A 20,842-nucleotide genomic window follows, 5' to 3' on the forward strand; every position below is an offset into this window, starting at 1 on the left:
CCCTTTTGTTTTGTGTCGTCTGTGCCTCGTACAGCTCAGGTCACGCGATAAAAACGCTGCGCGGTGGTGGCGAAAAGTTTTCGCAGGTCGCTTTCGGTTGCGTCTGGCAACGCACCGAGCACGTCGGCGACGATCTCGGTGAAACTCGCCGACAGATTGCCGACCGGCAGATTGCTTGCGAACATCGAGCGCTCATAACCGAACAGGTCGACCGCCTCGCGAATCACGCGACGGTTGCTCGCGCTGTCCCACGAACCGTTCGGCAGGCCCAGTTCCGATACCTTGAGGTACACATTAGGGCAGGCGGCGAGAGCCTCCATGCCGTGGCGCCAGATCGCGACGCCTTCGTCCGAACGATCGAGCGGCAGTCCGAGGTGGTTAGTCACGATCGGCGTGCCGGGGAATGCGCGCGCCACTTCGGCGGCTTCTTCGAGGTGCCAGTAGGGCACCCGCAAGTCCCACGAAAACCCGAACCGTTCGAGGAGCGCGAGACCTCGCAGCCACGCATCGTCCTGCATCGTGCCGGGCTGGCCGCGCACGGACGCGCCCGGGCCAGCCGAGATTTCCGGTTTCGAGCGCACGCCGCGCGCAAGCGGACTTTTCGCGTGACCTTCGAGTACCGCCTCGCAATCGGGTTGCACGAAGAACACGTGCCCGACGATTGCGCTCGGCAAGCCGGTTGCGGCATTCAGTTGCGTGAGGAATTCGGTTTCCTGAACCTGCTCGTCGCGCGAGCGTTCGGCTTCGACGTGCACAGTGCCGATCACGTCGAAGCCAGCCGTGGCTGCGCGATACTGCGCGGGCAGGAAGTTCTGGCACATGCGGCGGTAATCGCCGAGAAAGAAGTGCTCGTCGTAGTCGTCGGTGAGCCAGGGGAAGTGCCCGTTCGACAGATCCCAGAAATGATGATGCGCGTCGAAAATCGGCAGATCGAAGCCGAGTTCGTTGTGAGTCGATGGGGTCATGCTTGCTCCTGTCATGGCGTTGCCGGCCGACCGGCCGGTCGATACACACGCACTGCCGTGTCGTTGAAAAATGCGCGCTGTCCGGTCGGTGTCCACTGTGCGACGGGTTGCCGGAATCCGTCGATCAGGCCTACCAGCGCGCGCCGAATGTTTGCCGCAATTCGCCGATCTGCGACTCGTCGAGCGGTTCGATCGCGATCCGCTGGTGGCGCAGCATCAGATAGAGCTTTGCGGTTTCCTCGAGTTCTTCGAGTGCAGCCGACGCTTCGCGCAGACTGCGATGCCACATCACCGGTCCGAGCCGTTCGAGCAGAACGCCGCGCACGCTGGCCGCGAGTTCGCGCACCTGGTGGGCCACGGCGGGGTCGCCAGGACGCCGGTACGCAATCAGCGGCACATGGCCCACTTTCATCACGAAGTAAGGCGTGATCGGCGGCAATACGTCGTCGGGCTGCCAGACCCCGGCGAGTGTCAGCGCGACGAGGTGAGTCGAATGCGTATGCACGACAGCGCGCATCTCCGGCTGATGATCGTAGACCGCGCGATGCAGCGCCAGCGTCTTCGACGGCTTGTCGCCCGACACCCAGTCGCCCGCGAGGCTCACCTTCGCAATGCGGGCGGGATCGAGTTGGCCCAGACAGGCATCGGTTGAGGTGATCAGCCAGCCGTCGTCGAGACGCGTGCTGATATTGCCCGCCGTGCCCACCGTATAGCCTCGGTCGAAGAGGCTCTTGCCGGTGCGCGCGATCTCTTCGCGAAGCGTGCTTTCGGTGCTCATCGTTGGTTTCCGTCAGTGTTGAAGCGTCAGCGCGCGCGTGAAGAAGTCCTCGCCGCCAAAATTGCCGGACTTCAGCGCGAGCGCCACGTTGCCGTACTGGCTTTCGCCGACGGTCCAGGGCACGCCCGGATCGATCGGCGCACCGATACGCAAGCGCGACACGGCGAGCGCCTGCACCACGGCGCCCGAGGTTTCGCCACCCGCGACGACGAAGCGGCGCACGCCGCTCGCCGCGAGTCGTCGCGCGATGTCGGCGAGTGCGGATTCGACCAGCTGGCTGGCGCGTTCGACACCGAGTTGCTGCTGCACCTGATGCAGCACGTCAGGCGTGGCGGTCGCATAAAGCAGCACGGTTTCGTCGTGTTGCGCGAAGAATTCGAGCGCCTGATCCACCACGGCTTCACCAGCGGCGAGCGCGAGCGGATCGATCCGCATGGCAGGGCGCTTCGCGCACCAGTGCGCGACCTGCGCATTGCTCGCGCGCGAACTGCTGCCCGCGAGAACGACGTCCCGGCCGCCGACGTCGGGAAGCTGCGACGCTTCGCTGCCGTCGTCGAGCAGGCCCGCTGCGCGGAAGTTTTCCGGCAGACCGAGCGCCAGACCGGAGCCGCCCGTCAGCAACGGTGCATCGGCGAACGCCCGGCCGAGTGTGCGCAGATCGTCGTTGGAGATCGCATCGGCAATCGCGATGCGCACGCCATCGGTGCGTAAAGCCTGAATTGCCGCGCGCGCTGCATCGGCCCCTTTGGCGAGGGCGTCATAGCGCAGGAGACCTGTTTTCACGGTGCTCTGGCTCGCGAGCACGCGCACCAGATTCGGATCGGTCATCGGCGTGAGCGGATGCTTTTCCATGCCGGATTCATTGAGCAACGCATCGCCCACGAACAGATAGCCGCGATACACGGTGCGGCCGTTTTCCGGGAACGCCGGGCAGGCGATCGTGAAATCCGTGCCGAGCGCTTTCATCAGCGCTTCCGTGACGGGGCCGATGTTGCCGTCGACGGTCGAATCGAAGGTCGAGCAGTACTTGAAGAAGAACTGTCGGCAGCCTTGCGCCTTGAGCCATTCGAGGGCCGCAAGCGATTGCGCAATGGCGTCGGCGGCCGGGATCGTGCGCGACTTGAGTGCGACGACCAGCGCGTCCGCCTCGACGGCATCGCCGGATGTGGGCACGCCGTTCGTCTGCACCGTGCGCATGCCGCCGCGCACCAGCATGCTGGCGAGATCGGTGGCGCCGGTGAAATCGTCGGCAATACAGCCGAGCAGGGCGGAGGAGCGGTTCATGTGATGCTCCTTACAGCGCCGGATTCCGTTGCCACGCGTCGTAGAGCGCAGATCCGTCGAGTTCGAGCGCGTCGAGCGGCACGAGGCTGCCCTGGGCGACGTCCGCCTTCAGTTTCTTGTTAGCAGCCAGGTAAAACGGCGCGGCGTTACCTGCATTGACCTGGTCGATCAGCAACGCAACCGTCCCGTCGATCACATGATGATGTCCGCCCATGCTGAGCGTCTCGCCGGCCTTGAAATCGCGGGTGACGCGCGCGACCATGCGCGCGTGCGGCAACTGCGTGCTGCTGCCGGTCGGCTGCCGCGTCAGCACGGCCGAAAAAAGGCTGGTCGGCGTTTCGAGACCCATCAGGTGATACGGCAGGTAGATGCACGCGTATTTGCCGCTCTTGCTGACGATATGGCCTTTTTGCTTGAGCAGTTGCCACGTTTCGTCGTCCTTGCAGCGAACGATCACGAACACGCCGCCGCCAAAGCTCACGTCGTCGGGGCGGCGCAGACAGTTGAATACGTCGACGACGCCCGTGCGATCCAGAATGCCGCCGTCTTCTTTCGGCACGAAGATGTCGGCGAGTTCGGAAATGCGCGCAAGCGGATAGTTGAGCGCATCGGCAGCGGGCAGCAGGCCCGTGGAATTGGCGACGACATTGAGTTCGCAATAGTCGGGTGTCGCGCTTTGCGGCAGCATCGAGAACGCGTCCCGACGCGCAGCCAGCGTGGCGGCCACGTCGTCGCCGAGCGCCCAGCACGACGCGAGCGACGCGGCGTGACGCTGATCCAGATAATCGACGGTCTGTGCCTGCGTGTCGTAAATGAAGTCGTATTCGCTCGACTTGCCCGCCGCGACCACGTCGAAACCGAGTACCCGCGCCCATGTGACGAGGCCGATCAGGTTGCTCGGCTGGTCGCCGTCCGGGGTCGTGTACACCACGTTGTGGTCGAGGGCGAGACGGTTCAGATAGGGGCCGACCACCGAGTCGGTTTCTTTCGTGGCCATTGCGACATGCACGCCGCGCCTTAGCGCCGCCTGCGCGATGCGCACGCTGACCTCCGGCTGGCCGGTCGCCTCGACGACGATGTCGAGTTCCACTTCATCGAGCAGCTGGTAGTCCCCGACCAGTGCGATGCGTTTGGCGTCGCGCGCGGCACGCACGTCATCGGCGTGGCGGCAGACCATCGCGGCATCGGCGGCGAAACCGAGCGACGCGAGCGTCGCCAGCGTGCCTTCGATGTCGAGATCGCACAGCGCGGCAATCTCGAGCGACGGCAACGCGCGGCACTGCACGAGCAGCGAACGGCCGAATCCGCCTTTCGGGCCGACGAGGGCCATGCGGATCGTCCGGGTGGCGAGTTCGGTAAAGAGGTGTTGGTAGTTCATCGTAAGACCTTGTCCTGTATGTAAAGCAGTGAACGGGCAGCACGCAGAGGCGGCGATCAGCCGACCACCGCGTTGAGCAGCATGATCATGGCGAGCGCGACGAGCGACTGGAACGAGACCAGCAGCGTCCACGTCTTGAGCGTGTCGCTGACGCTCAGGCGGAAATATTCCTTGAACAGCCAGAAGCCCGAATCGTTCAGATGTGACAGCATCAGGCCGCCGGAACTGACCGCCAGCACCAGCAATTCGAGATTCACGCCAGGCGTCGCGGCGGCAATCGGCGCGACGATGCCGGCGGCTGTCGCGGTTGCAACGGTCGCCGAGCCGATCGCGATGCGGATCACGGCGGCGACGCACCAGCCGAGCACCAGTGGCGACAGCGACCACTGGGTTGCCGCGTGGGCGATGGCGTCGCTCAGATGCGTCGCTATCAGCATTTCCTTGAGGCCGCCGCCTGCACCGAGAATCAGGATCACGCCGGCTCCGGGCGCGACGCTCTTGCCGAGCAGTGTCTGGATCTGGCCAAGGTTGAGTCCGCTGCGAATACCCAGCGACCAGATCGCAAACAGCACCGCGATCAGTAACGACACGATGGGGTCGCCAATCGTCTCCAGCAGTTCGCGCGAGAAGCCGCCAGTGGGCAGGTAGTCACGGCCGAATGTGCGGATCATCATCAGCACCGGCGGAAGCAGCACCGTGATCAGCACGAGACCGAACGGGGGCACCGGACGCGCGGCATGGGCGGCATCGGCCGGTGCCGGTTTGAACATGGCTTCGCCGGGCGTAACGGGGAGAAAGCGCAGCGCGAATGCCGTGAAGAGCGGGCCGGACAGGATGGCCATCGGCACCGCGATGAGCAGGCCATAGAAAATCGTGCGGCCGGCGTCGGCGTGCAGCGCGGCGAGCGCGAGCGTCGGTGAAGGATGAGGCGGCAACAGGCCGTGTGAGACATAGAGACCCGCCGCCATCGGAATACCCACCGCGAGCAGCGGGCTTTGGGTGCGGTTCGCGATCGCATAGACGAGCGGCACCAGCATCACGAAGCTGACATCGAACAGATGGGGCAGCCCGATCAGCAGCGACGCCGCACAGATCGCAGCCGGAATCCACCGCTTCGAGCCCAGCCCGATAAACGTATCGGCGATGCGGTTGGCCCCGCCGGATTCGAGCAGCAGACCTCCGAGCATCGTGCCGAGCCCGACCACCAGTCCGACCGAACTCAGGATCGAGCCAAAACCTTTTTCAAAGCTTTTGATGACCGCCGTGGGTGCGAGTCCCGCCGAGACGCCGAGAAACGCCGATGTCAGGATCAGTGCGAGAAAGGGGGGAAGCTTCACGCGGGTGATCAGTACGACCAGCAACACCAGCGCAAAGGCGGGTGCAATGAGAGGATGAAGCAGCGACTGCATGGAAAGCTCGATAGGGCGAAAAGCCCACGGTAACGATGACAGTGCCAAGAGTAACGCAATTTTGGTATACCAAATAAGGTGGTAATTACCCTAGAGATTGCGTGCCGTTATCATGCTGTGTGAATCGGCAAATTTCTTTAAAAGTGCCTAAAATAGCTTTATATATTTGCTAGTTAATGCAAATTGTAGCGATTCTATGGGAATTTCGATGGTCTGAGTTGAGCATGGTGCGCTGGGCAACCTAATCTTCGCCGAATTGGTATTCCAAAAAAATTGTCTCCGCCATGGGCGTGCCGTTTTTCTCTTGCGAGGGGATGTCGAAGGGATGCGCTGCTAAAATGACGGCTTGAACCACTCGTGCTCACGGGCCGCTTACGATGTGCTCACGAGACACTGCATCAGGTAGAAACATGACGCCGGACCAGGAAGACGACCACGACCTCCCCAACGCAATCGATCCGGTCGACGAGCTGCTGTCGCAGCAGATTGCCCAGCGTTTGCGCACGCTCATCGCAACCGACGAACTCAAGCCGGGCGAGCGTCTACGGGAGCGCACGCTCGCAGACAGGTTGCAGGTGTCGCGCACGCCGCTGCGTGAAGCGCTGAAAGAGTTGGCCGGCGACGGCCTTGTCGTGGTGCTGCCCAAGCGCGGCGCGGTGGTCGCGGATCTCGGCGCGCAGCAGATCAGCGAAAAGCTGGACGTACTCGGCATGATCGAATCGTTCGGCGGCGAGCAGGCCTGCCGTCTTGCGACGGACGGCGAACTGGCCGAAATCCGCGCGTTGCATCATGAGATGCATGCCGCTTACGAGCGGCGCGACCGGATCAGCTACTTCAATCTGAATCAGGCGATTCACAAGAGCATCATTGCGGCGGCGAAGAACGAGACGTTGCATCAGATGCACGAGCGTCTTAACCGGCAGTTGTACCGCTACCGGTTTCAAGGCAGCGTCACGTCGGAAACGTGGCACACGGCCATCGACGAACACGAAGTGATAATCAGGCTGCTATCTGCACGACGCGGAAAGGAACTGGGCGAGTTCCTGCAACGCCACGTCCACAGCACATGGGAGCAGTTGACCCCGGGTGAGGGCGGCGAACGGGCACCCAAGGCCGACAGGCTGACTGAGGCTTGAAGAGTGCGGGTTCAGCACGACTCGTGGCCAGCAGCCGACTGAAGCATTTCCAAAGGAAACATCTCCGCCCGACAAGGGCATGCCTCGCTTCGCCGAGGCGTGACTCAATGCAAGTGAGCAGCCGGCCTCCACGTCTGAAGCTTCGCGTACAACTCAGCGGCTGACATTTCGTGTTCTTTTGTACGAACACGCACAGTGCCGGGCTAGGCTTTTCTGCATCTTCAAAAGCTGTGCGGCGGACCCGTCAGGAGGAACGCATGGAAGACGTGGATGTGCTGGTCATCGGTGCAGGACCGGTCGGGCTGCTGCTCGGCGCCGAATTGCAGCGCGCGGGTGTCGTCGTAAGCGTGATCGACAAGATGCCCTCCAGAGGGTTTTTCTGCAAAGCACTGGGCATTACGCCACGAACGCTCGAGATTTTCGACGATCTCGGTATCGTGGATCGCGCGATCGAGGCAGGAGTATGGCTGACCGGCGTCGAGACGTGGGTCGATGGCACGATGGTGCCGGGGCGCAGCATGCGTTTGCCGGAGCACGGCCTGCCTTACGGATCGCTCTCGCTCCCGCAGTACGAGACGGAGCGCTTACTCGAGTCCGCATTCGCCGAACACGGCGGTCAGGTGAACTACGGTTTGATGCTGGACCGGTTCGAGGTCGATACGGATTGCGTCAAGGTGTATCTGGCCGACGCACAAGGCGAAGAACACGTGGTGCGCTGCAAGTGGCTGGTGGGCTGCGATGGGGCTCACAGCAAGGTGCGCTCCGCACTCGGTTTGTCGTTCGAAGGCGAGCAGTACCCGCAGACCTTCGCGCTCGCCGACGTGGACGTGGATTGGACACTACCGCGCGGGCCCATGTACCGGTTCGAAAGGACCGGTTCCGAGCACGCGAAGACGAGTGCGGTCGCAGTGCCCATTCGCGGCTCGACGCGACGCTACCGGCTCTCGATGATCGTGCCCGAAGACCGGGCGTCATCGCTCGCGGCCATTGGCGCACCCGACTTCGACACGATGTGCGGTCTGCTGTTGCCGTCACTGCCAGACGGCGTGCAACTGTCTTCAATGCGATGGTCGTCGGTCTATCGGGTGAGCCACCGCATCGCATCGGCTTATGGGCGCGGCCGGGTATTGATTGCAGGCGACGCCGCACACATTCATCCTCCCGTAGGCGGTCAGGGCATGAACACGGGCCTCCAGGATGTGCACAATCTTTCATGGAAGCTCGCCCATGTGGCGAAGGGTCTCGCCGGCGCTGACTTGCTCGATAGCTATTCGGCGGAACGACATCCGGTCGGCGTCGATGTCGTCAAATCAACGAGCGCGGCACTCAATGCCGTGCTCGCGCAGCAGGCCGGCAATCCGGCAATGCGCGAAACGCAACTGCTCATCACATATCGCGGAAGCCCGATCGTCACCGATGATTGGTCCGACGCAGACCCTGTGTCACCCGCATCGGGCGACCGGCTTCCGGATGCCGGTGGCTTGTCGCAACGTTTCGTCGGACATGCAAGGCGGCTGCACGAGTTTGTCGGCCGTGGCCGGTATACGCTTGTTGGCTACGTCGACGCGATGGACCAGCAATTTGACGCCTTCCGTGAACTCTGTCGAGCGTTCGCTACGTGGTCAGGCGACGTTGGGGCGGCGGTTCTCGTCACGGCACAGGGCTGCGACATGCCGCACTCAGAACTGATGACGACACTGACGGATGCAGCGGGTGAATTCGCGACCGCATACCATCCGGCCAATGGCGCTGTATGGATCGTGAGGCCAGATGGTCATATCGGATGGCGCAGCGGCCGTTGCTCGATTGATGACATGGGAAACTGGCTAAGACGCCTGGGCTATAAATCGATCGGATAGGGGACGGCGGCGAACGGGCGGTCCGGAGAGACTCGACGGGCGATCTTGGCCGGTCGCTGTCGGACTCAGATCGGCCTGTAGCAGCCGTTCAGCATCACCTCATAGATCGCCAACAATCACCGGACGGATAAAGCATGGCTATTTTCTGGATTCATATGCCATGCGTACGGCCAGACCTGTCAGAACGGTTCCCATCAGCCAACGCTGTACCAATAGCCACACCGGGCGTCCGGACAGGAAGGTAGATATCGATCCGGCCGTCACGGCGATAAGAGCGTTCACGGCAAGGCTGATTGAAATCTGAACGGTGCCGAGCGCCAGTGATTGGGTGAGCACACTGCCATGCCCCGGCGTAATGAACTGAGGAAGCAGGGATAGATACATAACGGCGATTTTCGGATTCGCCAGGTTAGTGATGAATCCCATACTGAACAGCTTGCTCGGGGTATCTACCGGCAGATTGCGCACTGTGAACGCGGACCGCCCACCGGGCTTAACCGCTTGCCACGCAAGAAATAGAAGGTACAAAGCCCCGCCGAAACGAAGCGTGTCATAAGCGTAAGGTATCGCAAATACGAAAGCCGTAATCCCGAATGCTGCGCAGAGCATGTAAAACACAAAACCCAGAGCAACGCCGCTTAACGAAATAAGGCCTGCGCGTCTACCTTGGCAAATTGAGCGGGAAATCAGATAGATCATGTTCGGTCCCGGCGTTAAAACCATTCCCAACGCTACGAGGCCGAACATGAGCAGATTTGCGAAATCAGGCATAACCCCTTCTCCAGAGATAGTAGGTAATGCCCAGGCGCGCGGCGGCGAATAACCTCACGCTCCCCGATAGGACTCTATCTGTATGCGCCAGTCACATGAGTGCGAAGATTATTGCATAGACAAAATACACAGAAAAGAAGGGACGGGTGACTGCAGTGTTTCGGCTTCCGTCCTGCGCCCTGACCGTTTAAGCGTCGTTCGCGGTCCACGGAGAATCCGGGCAGATATCGCACTGCACCCGAGACAGGCGGAGCCCTCTTCGGAACGTACGCTCTCTACCCCGAAACCGCCGATGCACGGCAGATCGCTCAAGAACGTTTGGAAGCGGAGTGCATTCCCATATGAAACGCTGAAGTGAGTCACTGTGTAGTTAGTCTTCTATCCGTTTCCACTTGTCTGGGGTCGTCAAGCCTAATTCAATTGCTCTGGAATTGCGTCAATAATACTGATTAACTGAGTCGCGGACATATTTTCCGACTATCTTATGCAATACAATTTTCTTTCGAGATATTAATTAACGGCACTTGCGAACGGGGGCGTTTTGTATAAGCTGATGAAAGACATTCCGAATCTAATAATGCATTAACGAGAGACGATCAATCGAGGGTTCTGATATGTGCGTCACATGATCAGGCGTCAGCCCTGAGGGCATTGCGCGTAGGTAGCGCACGCAACCAAAAATTTAGGTTAATGCAATTTTTTGCCTGTCGATTTTCGATTCGGCGGATATTGCTCGCCATTCTGAAATGGGCGGTGACTAACCCTATTAATGTGCGAATTGGCTTTGGGGGTGATCGTGAAAGGCGTCGTTGATTTTAATAGATTCAGTCTGCAAAAAACCGCGTTTGCTGCCAGCGCGTTTCTGGTATTCAGCATAGTTGGCACAGGCGAAGCGGACGCAACCTGTACCACGGCCGGCGCGATCGTCACCTGCACTGGCGCGGCCAATCCGCTTGCGCCGAGCTTATCGAGTTCGATCAGCAATCAGACGGTCAACATCGGCTCGACCGGGACTCTCGGCGTACTGCTTGGAGTCGGCGGAACTGCGCTGACGCTCACCGGCAGCAACGTGACGCTGAATAATGCGGGCGTCATCGATCCATCGTTGCTGGGCGTGGCGAGCCTGCTGTCGAGCGGCGCGTCGATTGGCAATTCGTCGGCGAACACGATCAACGTGACCAACAGCGGCACGATCAAAGGGACGACCGGCTTGCTGGGAGTCAATCTCGCCAATCTGACCGGCCTCGCACTCGCGGTGCAGAACGGCACGGGTGGCGTCACTACGATCACGAATAGCGGCACGATGGGGGTGGCGACGCTGCTTGGCCTGACGGTCGCACCGGGCGATATGGCGGCGATCGTCGCGTATGGCGGCGGCCAGATTGCCTTCACCAACAGCAGCACGGGTGTGATCAACGGGCGAGTTGCGTTCCAGGCGTCCGGCACTCCGGGTGCGGGCAATTCATTCGTCAATGCAGGCACGATTATCGGCAGCGTGTCGCTGGGCGCGGGGAGCACCAACTCGTTCACGGCCCGCACGGGCTCGTCGGTATCGGCGGGCGTTGGCGCGAGCGGCAATCTGCTCGGCATCGTGGGATTGTCGGTGGGATTCGCAGCGGCCGGCGTCGTCGACGGCGGCGCGGGCGGCAACAATACGCTGCACCTGCAACAGGCAAGCGGAGGCCCCGCAACGGGATCGCTAAGCAACCCGAACTACATCAACTTCCAGCATCTCGCGGTCGACAGCGGCACGTGGACATTGAGCGGCGCGTCCACCGCGAGCGATGCGACACTCGGCAGCGGCTCGGTGTCAATCATCGACAACGCGGCCGGTTTCGGCACCGGTCTGATCACGTCGAACGGCGGGGCGGTGCAGGCGGCGGTGGCGGGGCTCAACCTCGGCAACACACTCGCGTTCGGAACCGGCGGGCTGACCGTGCAGGGCGCCAATGCGACGACGCTATCGGGCGTGGCAAGCGGAACGGGCGGCTTGACGAAATCCGGTGCCGGCACTTTGACGCTCGGCGGTGCCAATACCTATTCAGGCGGGACGACGCTGAACGGCGGAGGGCTCGTCGCCGGCAACAGCAGCGCTCTCGGCACGGGCGCGCTCACCGTGACGGGTTCGGGCACGCTCGATACGAGCGCTGCAGGGCTGACACTGGCAAATCAGATCGCGCTCGGCGCTGGTAATGTGCTGACGCTGGGCGGCAGCAATGCGTTGACGCTCGGCGGTCCGATCAGCGGCGCGGGCGCGCTGACAAAAAACGGCGCAGCCACGGTCACCCTGACCGGCGTGAACAGCTTCACCGGTCCGGCGACAATCAACGCCGGCACGCTCGCGCTCGGCGGAGCAGGCACGCTGTCGCCCAGCAGCGCGGTGCTATTGAATGCAGCGGGAACGGTGCTCGACATCAGCGCGGCGTCGGCCAGCCAGACGCTTGCCGAACTCTCCGGCAGCGGCAATGTCGCGTTAGGTGCAAACACCCTAACGTTCGGCGATGCGAACAATCTGGCGTTGAGCGGCGTCATCGGCGGAACGGGGCGCATCGTCAAGCAGGGCAGCGGCACCCAAACGCTGAGCGGCGTGAACACCTACTCGGGCGGCACCACGATCAACGCGGGTACGCTCGCGCTGTCCGGCAATGGTGCGTTGGCGGGCAGCGGCGCGGTGAACCTGGCGGGTGCGGGCGCGCAGTTCGATATCGGCGCGGCGAGCGGCGCCAGGACCATTGGCGCACTGTCCGGCGTGACGGGCTCAGGCGTGACGCTCGGCGCGAATACGCTGACGTTCGGCGACGTGACGAACCTGGCGTTCGGCGGCGTGATCAACGGGACGGGCGGAGTCGTCAAACAGGGCAGCGGCAGCGAAACGCTCACTGCCGCCAACACCTATACCGGCGGCACGACGATCAATGCGGGCACGCTTGCGCTCGGCGCAGGCGGTTCTCTCGCGGCAGGCGGTTTCGTCAATCTGGCCGGCACGGGCAGCGGCTTCGACATCACGGGCGCGTCAGGGACGCAAACGATCGGCGGACTGAGCGGCGTGACGGGCAGCACGATCTCGCTCGGGGCCAACACGCTGACCTTCGGCGGCATGACCAGTCGTACGCTTGGCAGCGCGATCGCGGGCACGGGCGGTGTGGTCAAGCAGGGCAGTGGCACGGAGACGCTTACGGCTGCCAATACCTATACAGGCGGGACGACAGTCGGCGCGGGCACACTCGCACTCGGCGCGGGCGGCAGTCTCGCGGCGACAGGCGGCGTGACGCTCGCAGGCGCGGGGGCGGGCTTCGATATCGGCGCGTCCGGCGCGAGTCAGGCGATCGGCGCGCTGGCCGGTGTCGGCGGCACGATGGTGACGCTCGGCGGCAACACGCTGACGTTCGGCGATGCGACGAACCAGACGTTCGGCGGCGTGATCGGCGGCACGGGCGGTATCGTCAAACAGGGCAACGGCACTGAGACGCTGACGGCGGCCAGTACGTTCACCGGCGGCACGACCGTCAACGCGGGCACGCTGGCGCTGTCCGGCGCGGGCGCGCTGGCTACCGGGGGCAATTTGACACTGGCCAACGCCGGTAGCGATTTCGATATCAGCGGCGCGACGGGCGCCGGGGCCATCGGTACGTTGAACGGCGCCGCGGGTAGCCACGTGTCGCTGGGCGTGAATACGCTGACCTTCGGCAACGCGGCGAATGGCGCGTTCGGCGGCACGATCGACGGCACGGGTGGGATCGTCAAGCAGGGCGACGGCATTGAGACGCTGAGCGGCGCGAATACCTACACCGGTGGCACCACGATCAATGCCGGTACGCTCGCGCTGGGCGCGGGCGGCAGTCTCGCGGCGACAGGCGGCGTGACGCTCGCAGGCGCGGGGGCGGGCTTCGACATCGGCGCGTCCGGCGCGAGTCAGACGATCGGCGCGCTGGCCGGTGTCGGCGGCACGGCGGTGACGCTCGGCGGTAACACGCTGACGTTCGGCGATGCGACCAACCAGACCTTGGCCGGCGTGATCGGCGGCACGGGCGGTATCGTCAAGCAGGGTAGCGGCGTCGAAACGCTGAGCGGTGCGAACACGTATGGTGGCGGCACGGCGCTCGACGCAGGCGGCCTCACGCTGGGCAACAACACAGCGTTGGGGACGGGCGCGTTGTCGGTGAACGGCGCGGCGACGCTCGATAACAGCGCGGCGCTCACGCTCGCCAACAACGTCGGACTGAACGCGGGCCTCACAGTACTCGGCTCGAACAATCTCACGCTGGGCGGCGTGCTGTCAGGCAGCGGAGCGTTGACGAAGAACGGTGCGTCGACACTGACGCTAGGCGGTGTGAATACGTTCACCGGTCCTGTGACGGTCAACGCGGGCACGCTCGCACTCGCTGGCGCGGGCAATCTGTCGGGCTCGTCCGATATGAATCTGGCGAACGCAGGGTCAAGTCTCGACGTGAGCGCTGCGACGAATGCGCCGGTCATCGGCGCGTTGAACGGCGTGAGCGGCAGCAGCGTCGCGCTGGGCGCGAAGTCGCTGACGCTCGGCGACGCCAGCAACGGCGCGTTTGCGGGCACGATCGGCGGAACCGGCGGGCTGCTCAAGCAAGGCTCGGGAGTCGAAACCCTAAGCGGCACGAACACCTTCAGCGGCGGCACGACGATCGACGACGGCACCGTCGCACTCGGCGCGGGCGGCAGTCTCGCGGGCAGCGGCGCGATAACGCTAGGCGGCGCAACCTCGATCTTCGATATCGGCAATGCGGGGGCGAACCAGACGGTCGGCGCGCTATCTGGCGTGGCGGGCGGCAGTGTGTCGCTCGGTGCGAATTCGTTGACATTCGGCGATTCGACCGACCAGACGCTCGCCAGCACGGTTACGGGTACAGGCGGACTCGTCAAGCAAGGCAGCGGCACAGAAACGTTGAGCGCTGCGAACACCTACAGCGGCGGCACGACGCTGAACGCAGGTGGTCTCGTGACCGGCAACGACTCGGCGCTCGGCGCAGGCACGCTGACAGTGAACGGCGCGAGCACGCTCGACAGCAGTACCGCGACGACGCTCGCTAACAACGTGCTGCTTAATTCTGGGCTCACGGTGCTGGGCACCAACGAACTGACGCTCAACGGCGCGCTGTCGGGCACCGGCGGACTGACCAAGGACGGCTTGGCCACGCTAACGCTGAACGGCGCGAACACCTACACAGGCGGTACGCAGATCAACGCGGGCACGCTTGCGCTCGGCGCGAATGCAAGCCTTGCCGCGAGCGGAGCCGTGGACGTGGTGAGCGGCGCGACCTTCGACCTGTCGGCGGGTAACGGCCAGCAGGTCTTCGGCACGCTGACTGGCGGCGGAACGGTCGACCTCGGCTCGAACGTGCTGACCGTGGGCAGCGCCGCCGACGGAACGTACAGCGGCTCGATCGGCGGCACCGGCAGTCTCGTCAAAGTCGGTTCGGGTACCGAAACAATGACTGGCACCAACACCTACATCGGCGGCACGGCAATCGACGCGGGCACCCTCGCGCTCGGCGCGGGCGGCACGCTTGCCGCCATCGGCAGCGTGGCGCTCAACGGGATCGGCTCGGGCTTCGACATTAGCGCGTCCAGTGCGGATCAGACGATCGGCGCATTGTCTGGTGTCGGCGGCAGTGCGGTGACGCTCGGCGCGAACACGCTGACGTTCGGCGACGCATCGGATCAGACCGTCGGCAGCACGATCGGCGGCACGGGCGGCATCATTAAGGCAGGCAGCGGCACTGAAACGCTCACCGGTGCGAACACGTACAGCGGGGGCACGACGATCGCCGACGGAACGCTCGCGATCGGCGCGAGCGGTAGTCTCGCGTCAAGCGGTGCGGTGACGCTGAGCGGCGCGAATTCGGTGTTCGACATCGGCAACGCGGGCGCGGCCCAGACGATCGGCGCGCTGTCGGGTGTCGGGGGTAGCGCGATCACGTTGGGCGCGAATACGCTGAACTTCGGCGATGCGTCGGATCAGACGTTCGCGGGTGCAATCGGCGGCACGGGTGGCATCGTCAAGCTGGGTAGCGGCACTGAAACGCTTGGCGGCGCGAACACCTATACGGGCAGCACGACGATCGATGCAGGTACGCTCGCGCTGGCTGGTGCGGGGAATCTGTCGTCGGCGACCGATGTGACGCTGGCCAGCGCGGGCGCGGGCTTCGATGTCAGCGGCTCGAGCGGCGCGCCGACCATCGGCGCATTGAACGGCGTGAGCGGCACGACGGTCGCGCTGGGCGCCAACACGCTGACGCTCGGCGATACGAACAACGGCACGTTTGCGGGCACGATCGGAGGAACCGGCGGCCTGGTCAAGCAGGGTAGCGGTACCGAAACGCTGAGCGGTCCGAACACCTATTCCGGTGGAACGACGATCAATGCGGGTACCTTGGCGTTGTCGGGAAGCGGCAGCCTTGCATCGAACAGTGCAGTGAATCTGACCGGCGCGGGATCGACGTTGGACATCAGCGGTGCGTCGTCCGGGCAAACCGTAGGGGCACTCGGCGGCACGGCAGGTAGCACGGTATCGCTGGGCGCCAACTCGCTGAGCTTCGGCGATTCGACCGCTCAGACGCTCGCCAGCACCGTCACCGGAACGGGTGGGCTCGTCAAGCAAGGCAGCGGCACAGAAACGTTGAGCGCTGCGAACACCTACAGCGGCGGCACGACGCTCGACGCGGGCGGTCTGGTGATCGGCAACAACTCGGCGCTGGGCACGGGAACGTTGACAGTGAATGGAACCGGCACGCTCGACAGCAGTACCGCGACGACGCTCGCCAACAACGTGCTGCTCAATTCGGGGCTCACGGTGCTGGGCACCAACGACCTGACACTGAACGGCGTGCTGTCGGGCACCGGCGGACTGACCAAGGACGGCGCGGCCACGTTGACGCTGAACGGCGCGAATACGTACACGGGTGGCACAACGATCAATGCAGGCACGCTCTCGCTCGGCGCGAATGCGAGCCTGGCGGCGAGCGGCATCGTGGATGTCGTCGACGGCGCGACCTTCGATCTGTCGGCGGGCAACGGCCAGCAGATCTTCGGTACGCTGACCGGCGGCGGGACAGTCAACCTCGGCAGCAACGCGCTGACGCTCGGTGACGCGAACGACGGCACCTACAGTGGATCGATCGGTGGCACCGGCAGTTTGACCAAAGTCGGCGCGGGCACCGAGACGCTGACCGGCACCAACACCTTCACGGGCGGCACGACGATCGATGCAGGCACGCTTGCGCTTGGCGCAGGCGGCACGCTTGCACCGACAGGCAGTGTGATGCTCGGTGCTGCCGGTACGGGCTTCGACATCAGCGGGTCGGGCGCGGCTCAGACGATCGGCGCACTGTCTGGTGTCGGCGGCAGTGCGGTGACGCTCGGCGCGAACACGTTGACGTTCGGCGACGCGTCGGATCAGACCTTCGGCGGCACGATTGGGGGCACGGGCGGCATCGTCAAGGCAGGCAGCGGCACCGAAACGCTGACCGGCGCGAACACGTACACCGGCGGCACGACAATCGATGCTGGCACCCTCGCACTCGGCGCGGGCGGCAGCCTTGCATCGACGGGCGCAGTGAATATCGTGGGAGCGGGTTCGTTGTTCGACATCGGTGGTGCAACGGCAAGTCAGAGCGTCGGCGCACTGAGCGGCGTAGCAGGCAGCACGGTGTCGCTGGGTGTGAACTCGCTGACATTCGGCGATTCGACCGACCAGACACTTGCCAGCACCGTGAACGGAACAGGCAGCCTCGTCAAACAGGGCAGCGGCACTGAAACGCTCACCGGCGCGAACACCTACAGCGGCGGCACGACGCTGAATGCCGGCGGCCTGGTCGTCGGCAACAACGCTGCGCTGGGCACGGGCACGCTGACAGTGAGCGGTACGAGTACCCTCGACAGCAGCACCGCCACGACGCTCGCCAACAACGTGCTGCTGAACTCAGGACTGACGGTGCTGGGCAGCAACGACCTGACACTGAACGGCGCGCTGTCCGGCACGGGCAGTCTGACGAAAGACGGCGCGGCCACACTCACGTTGAACGGCGCAAACACCTACACCGGCGGCACGCAGATCACCGAAGGCATGCTTGCACTCGGCACCAGCGCGAGCCTGTTTGCGCCGGGCATCGCGAATATCGCCGATGGCGCGACCCTCGACCTGTCGGCGGGCAGCGGCACGCCCACGGTCGGCACGCTGACCGGCGGCGGCACCGTCAATCTCGGCGCGAACACGCTGACGCTCGGCGACGCCCACGACGGCACCTTCGCCGGTTCGATCGGCGGTACGGGTGGCGTGACGAAGGCCGGTAGCGGCACCGAAATGCTCAGCGGCACGAACACGTACACGGGCGCGACCACGGTCGACTCGGGCACGCTCGCTTTGTCGGGTGCTGGGACGCTGTCGGCCGTAACCAATGTCAATCTCGTCAATCCAGGCACGGCGCTCGACGTGAGCGGCGCAAGCGGTACGCCGACCGTCGGTTCGCTGTCCGGCGTCGGCGGCACCAGCGTGACGCTCGGCGCGAACACGCTGACATTCGGCGGCGGTTCGGACGGCACGTTCGGCGGCACGATCAATGGCACAGGTGGAATTGTCAAGACCGGCGCCGGCTCCCAGACGCTGTCGTCGGCCAGCACCTACAGCGGCGGCACCACGCTCGCGGGCGGTGCGCTGATTGTCGGCAACGATGCTGCGCTTGGCAGCGGCGCGTTGAGCGTCGCTGCCCCAGCCACGCTCGATGCGAGCGCGCCGGTCAATCTCGCGAATCCGGTCGATCTGGACGCGACGGCGACGATCGGCGGCAGCGCCGACACCACGCTGTCCGGCGTTGTGTCCGGCTTGGGCGGCCTCGTCAAGGACGGCGCGGCAAACCTGACGCTCGCCGGCAACAACACGTTCTCCGGTGGCACCGTGGTGGACAGCGGCACGCTGACGCTCGCATCGGGCGGCGCGCTCGGCACCGGCGGTCTGACGATGAACGGCGGCCAGCTTACCCTCGGCTCGTCCGCAGCCGCCACGCCGCTGCAAGTGACGCTGCCGTCGCTCGACGGCGCGCCGGGTTCGTCGATCGATCTGGGCGACTCCAGTCTGAGCGTGAACGGTGGCGGCACCTTCGCAGGCGCTTTGACGGGCACCGGCTCGGTGACCAAGAGTGGCAGCGACACGCTAACCCTGAGCGGCACCAGCACCTACAACGGACCGACGACCGTATCGTCCGGCACGCTCGCGGTGACCGGCTCGACGGCCAGCTCGACGGTGACCGTGCAAAACGGGGCGACGCTGTCCGGTACCGGCACCGTGGGCGGTCTGATCGTGCAGAGCGGCGCGACGGCAGTCGGCGGGCAACCCGGTCAGGCTTTGAACGTCGCCGGCAATGCGCAGTTCGATCAGGGCTCGACGCTGGCCATTTCCGTGACGCCGCAGCAAAGCGGCTCGTTGACCACGACCGGCAGCACGACGCTGCTGGGCGGAACGGTGCAGGTCTCGGCGGGACAAGGGGTTTACACACCATCGACCGTCTATCCGATCGTCACGGCGGGCCAGGGCGTCAGCGGCACCTTCGCGGGCGCCACGTCGAATCTGCCGTTCCTGACCCCCACGCTCACCTACGACCCGGACCACGCGTATCTTCAGTTGACGCCGAACGGCGCAGCGCTAACGTCGGTCGCGACGACGCCGAACGAGACTGCAGTGAGCGCCTCGCTCGCCGGAATGTCGGCGGCCGCAGCGGGCAGCGGCAGCGCGACGCTGGTGCCGGCCCTGTTTTCGAGCGACGTGCGCACCGCGCGCGTCGCGTTCAACCAGCTCGACGGCGAACTGCATGCGAGCACGAAGAGCATGCTGCTGCTCGACAGCCGTTATGTCCGGGACGCCGTGACCGATCGTCTGCGGGAAGGGCTAGCGCCTTCGAGTGGTCCGCTCGCGTCGATGTCGGCGGGTTCCGCGCAGTGCGACGGCCGGATCGGACAGGGCGCGATGCCGGCCGATACTGCGCACAGCGGTTCGCGCGATGCCTGTGTCGACCCACGGCGCTATCAGCCGGTGGTCTGGGCGCAGGCATACGGCTCCGACAGCAAGCTCGGAGGTGACAGCAACACGTCCGGGATCGATCGCAGCATGGCCGGCTTCATTGCGGGCGCAGACATGGCGCTCAACGACAGGTGGCGCATCGGCGTCGCGGGCGGCTTCGGACATAGCTCGCTCGACAATGATCTGGCCTCGTCGGCGGATGTGGACAGCTATCACATTGCGATGTACGGCGGTGCACAGTACGGGCCGATCGGCGTGAGACTCGGCGCAGCCTATACGTGGAACGACGTGGACATGAACCGTTACCCGTCCTTCACGGGTTTCGCCGATCACAATAGCTCCGACTACTCGGCGAAAGCCGCACAGGTGTTCGGCGAAGTCGGTTATGCGGTGCCGTTCAACCGTTTCGCACTCGAACCGTTTGCCGGCCTCGCGTACGTGAACCTGCACACCAGCGGCTTCAGCGAAACTGGCGGTGACAGCGCGCTGCGCAGCAACGGCGAGACCGACAACATCGGCTTCTCGACTTTAGGCCTGCGCGTTTCGACGCGTCTCGGCGAACTGCCGCTTGCCGCTTTCACCGGCCACGCGATGGCGGGCTGGCGGCACGCGTTCGGCAGTACGCAACCATCGTCGACGCTCGCGTTCATGACAGGCGGATCGTCGTTCAACGTGAGCGGCGTACCGATCGCACGCGATACCGCCGTGCTGGAACTGGGCGTCGACGCGAACATCGCGAAGAACGTCACGTTGGGGATTGCTTATAGCGGCCAGTACGGGGGAGGATCGCACGACAATGCTATCTCGGGACGTTTCGCGTGGAAGTTCTGAAGGGAGGGACGTGCGGATAGGCAGCAGAGTCCCGGATGTGCGTCAATCAGCAAAAAAACGGCGTGGCGACGCGCGAGGCGCACACCCCGTTTCACACGTTATGGCGAACGAGCGCGACTGATCGTTTTCCGCAGTTTCACCGCCTGGGTTTGTCGTGATCCGTCGCACGGTTTTTTGAGCAAGCTGTCTCCTCCATGTCTCCTCGACGTGGATTACGCCCGCCGATGTGCGGGCTCTTTTTTGCTCAATACGTTCAGGCTGCATCAAAGTCGCAAACAGCGCGATTTCTCGTGATGTAGTGTGCTCGACACATCTGTTGCGGGTGTCGGCGACGGTGCGCTGTCGAATCATGTCAAGCGCAAATCAGGTCCGGCGACGAACCGAGTTAA

9 protein-coding genes and 1 riboswitch are annotated in these 20,842 nt (G+C 64.1%); of the genes, 3 read left to right on the plus strand and 6 right to left on the minus strand.

The features are described 5' to 3' along the window. Positions 1 to 35 precede the first annotated feature (35 nt). From BLS41_RS29615 to BLS41_RS29635, 5 genes are all read right to left on the minus strand, one after another. Positions 36 to 965: an amidohydrolase family protein gene (locus BLS41_RS29615; protein WP_143026420.1), complete on the minus strand. Its 930-nt coding sequence runs from the start codon at positions 963 to 965 to the stop codon at positions 36 to 38. Between the two features lie 130 nt (positions 966 to 1,095). Further along, on the minus strand, positions 1,096 to 1,743 hold the full coding sequence (gene otnC / locus BLS41_RS29620; protein ID WP_074771286.1) for a 3-oxo-tetronate 4-phosphate decarboxylase: 648 nt from the start codon (positions 1,741 to 1,743) through the stop codon (positions 1,096 to 1,098). Between the two features lie 12 nt (positions 1,744 to 1,755). Next, positions 1,756 to 3,027 (minus strand): 3-oxo-tetronate kinase, encoded by a 1,272-nt coding sequence (gene otnK / locus BLS41_RS29625; protein WP_074771287.1) that lies wholly within the window; start codon positions 3,025 to 3,027, stop codon positions 1,756 to 1,758. Positions 3,028 to 3,037: 10 nt separating this feature from the next. After that, a complete protein-coding gene (locus tag BLS41_RS29630) occupies positions 3,038 to 4,405 on the minus strand; it encodes an NAD(P)H-dependent oxidoreductase (protein WP_074771288.1) in 1,368 nt (455 codons plus the stop codon). 56 nt (positions 4,406 to 4,461) lie between these two features. Then, the gene (locus tag BLS41_RS29635; RefSeq protein ID WP_074771289.1) at positions 4,462 to 5,814 is read right to left on the minus strand and encodes a GntT/GntP/DsdX family permease; all 1,353 of its coding nucleotides are present in this window, start codon (positions 5,812 to 5,814) and stop codon (positions 4,462 to 4,464) included. Positions 5,815 to 6,224: 410 nt separating this feature from the next. On the opposite strand from BLS41_RS29635, the gene BLS41_RS29640 reads away from it, so the two are divergent. After that, positions 6,225 to 6,950, plus strand: a complete 726-nt coding sequence (locus BLS41_RS29640) for a GntR family transcriptional regulator (protein ID WP_216350632.1) — start codon at positions 6,225 to 6,227, stop codon at positions 6,948 to 6,950. 257 nt (positions 6,951 to 7,207) lie between these two features. Next, the gene (locus BLS41_RS29645) at positions 7,208 to 8,809 is read left to right on the plus strand and encodes an FAD-dependent monooxygenase (RefSeq protein ID WP_074771290.1); all 1,602 of its coding nucleotides are present in this window, start codon (positions 7,208 to 7,210) and stop codon (positions 8,807 to 8,809) included. A gap of 138 nt (positions 8,810 to 8,947) precedes the next feature. Here BLS41_RS29645 and BLS41_RS29650 read toward each other — a convergent pair whose 3' ends face one another. After that, complete coding sequence (locus BLS41_RS29650; RefSeq protein ID WP_074771291.1) at positions 8,948 to 9,580, minus strand: LysE family translocator; 633 nt, start codon at positions 9,578 to 9,580, stop codon at positions 8,948 to 8,950. A gap of 21 nt (positions 9,581 to 9,601) precedes the next feature. Then, a riboswitch (ZMP/ZTP riboswitch) is annotated at positions 9,602 to 9,685 on the minus strand. 691 nt (positions 9,686 to 10,376) lie between these two features. Between BLS41_RS29650 and BLS41_RS29655 the strand changes: the two genes are divergently transcribed. Then, a complete protein-coding gene (locus BLS41_RS29655; RefSeq protein WP_171910346.1) occupies positions 10,377 to 20,453 on the plus strand; it encodes an autotransporter-associated beta strand repeat-containing protein in 10,077 nt (3,358 codons plus the stop codon). The last annotated feature ends 389 nt before the right edge of the window (positions 20,454 to 20,842 follow it).

The sequence above is a fragment of the Paraburkholderia fungorum genome, assembly GCF_900099835.1.
Lineage (GTDB): Bacteria > Pseudomonadota > Gammaproteobacteria > Burkholderiales > Burkholderiaceae > Paraburkholderia > Paraburkholderia fungorum_A.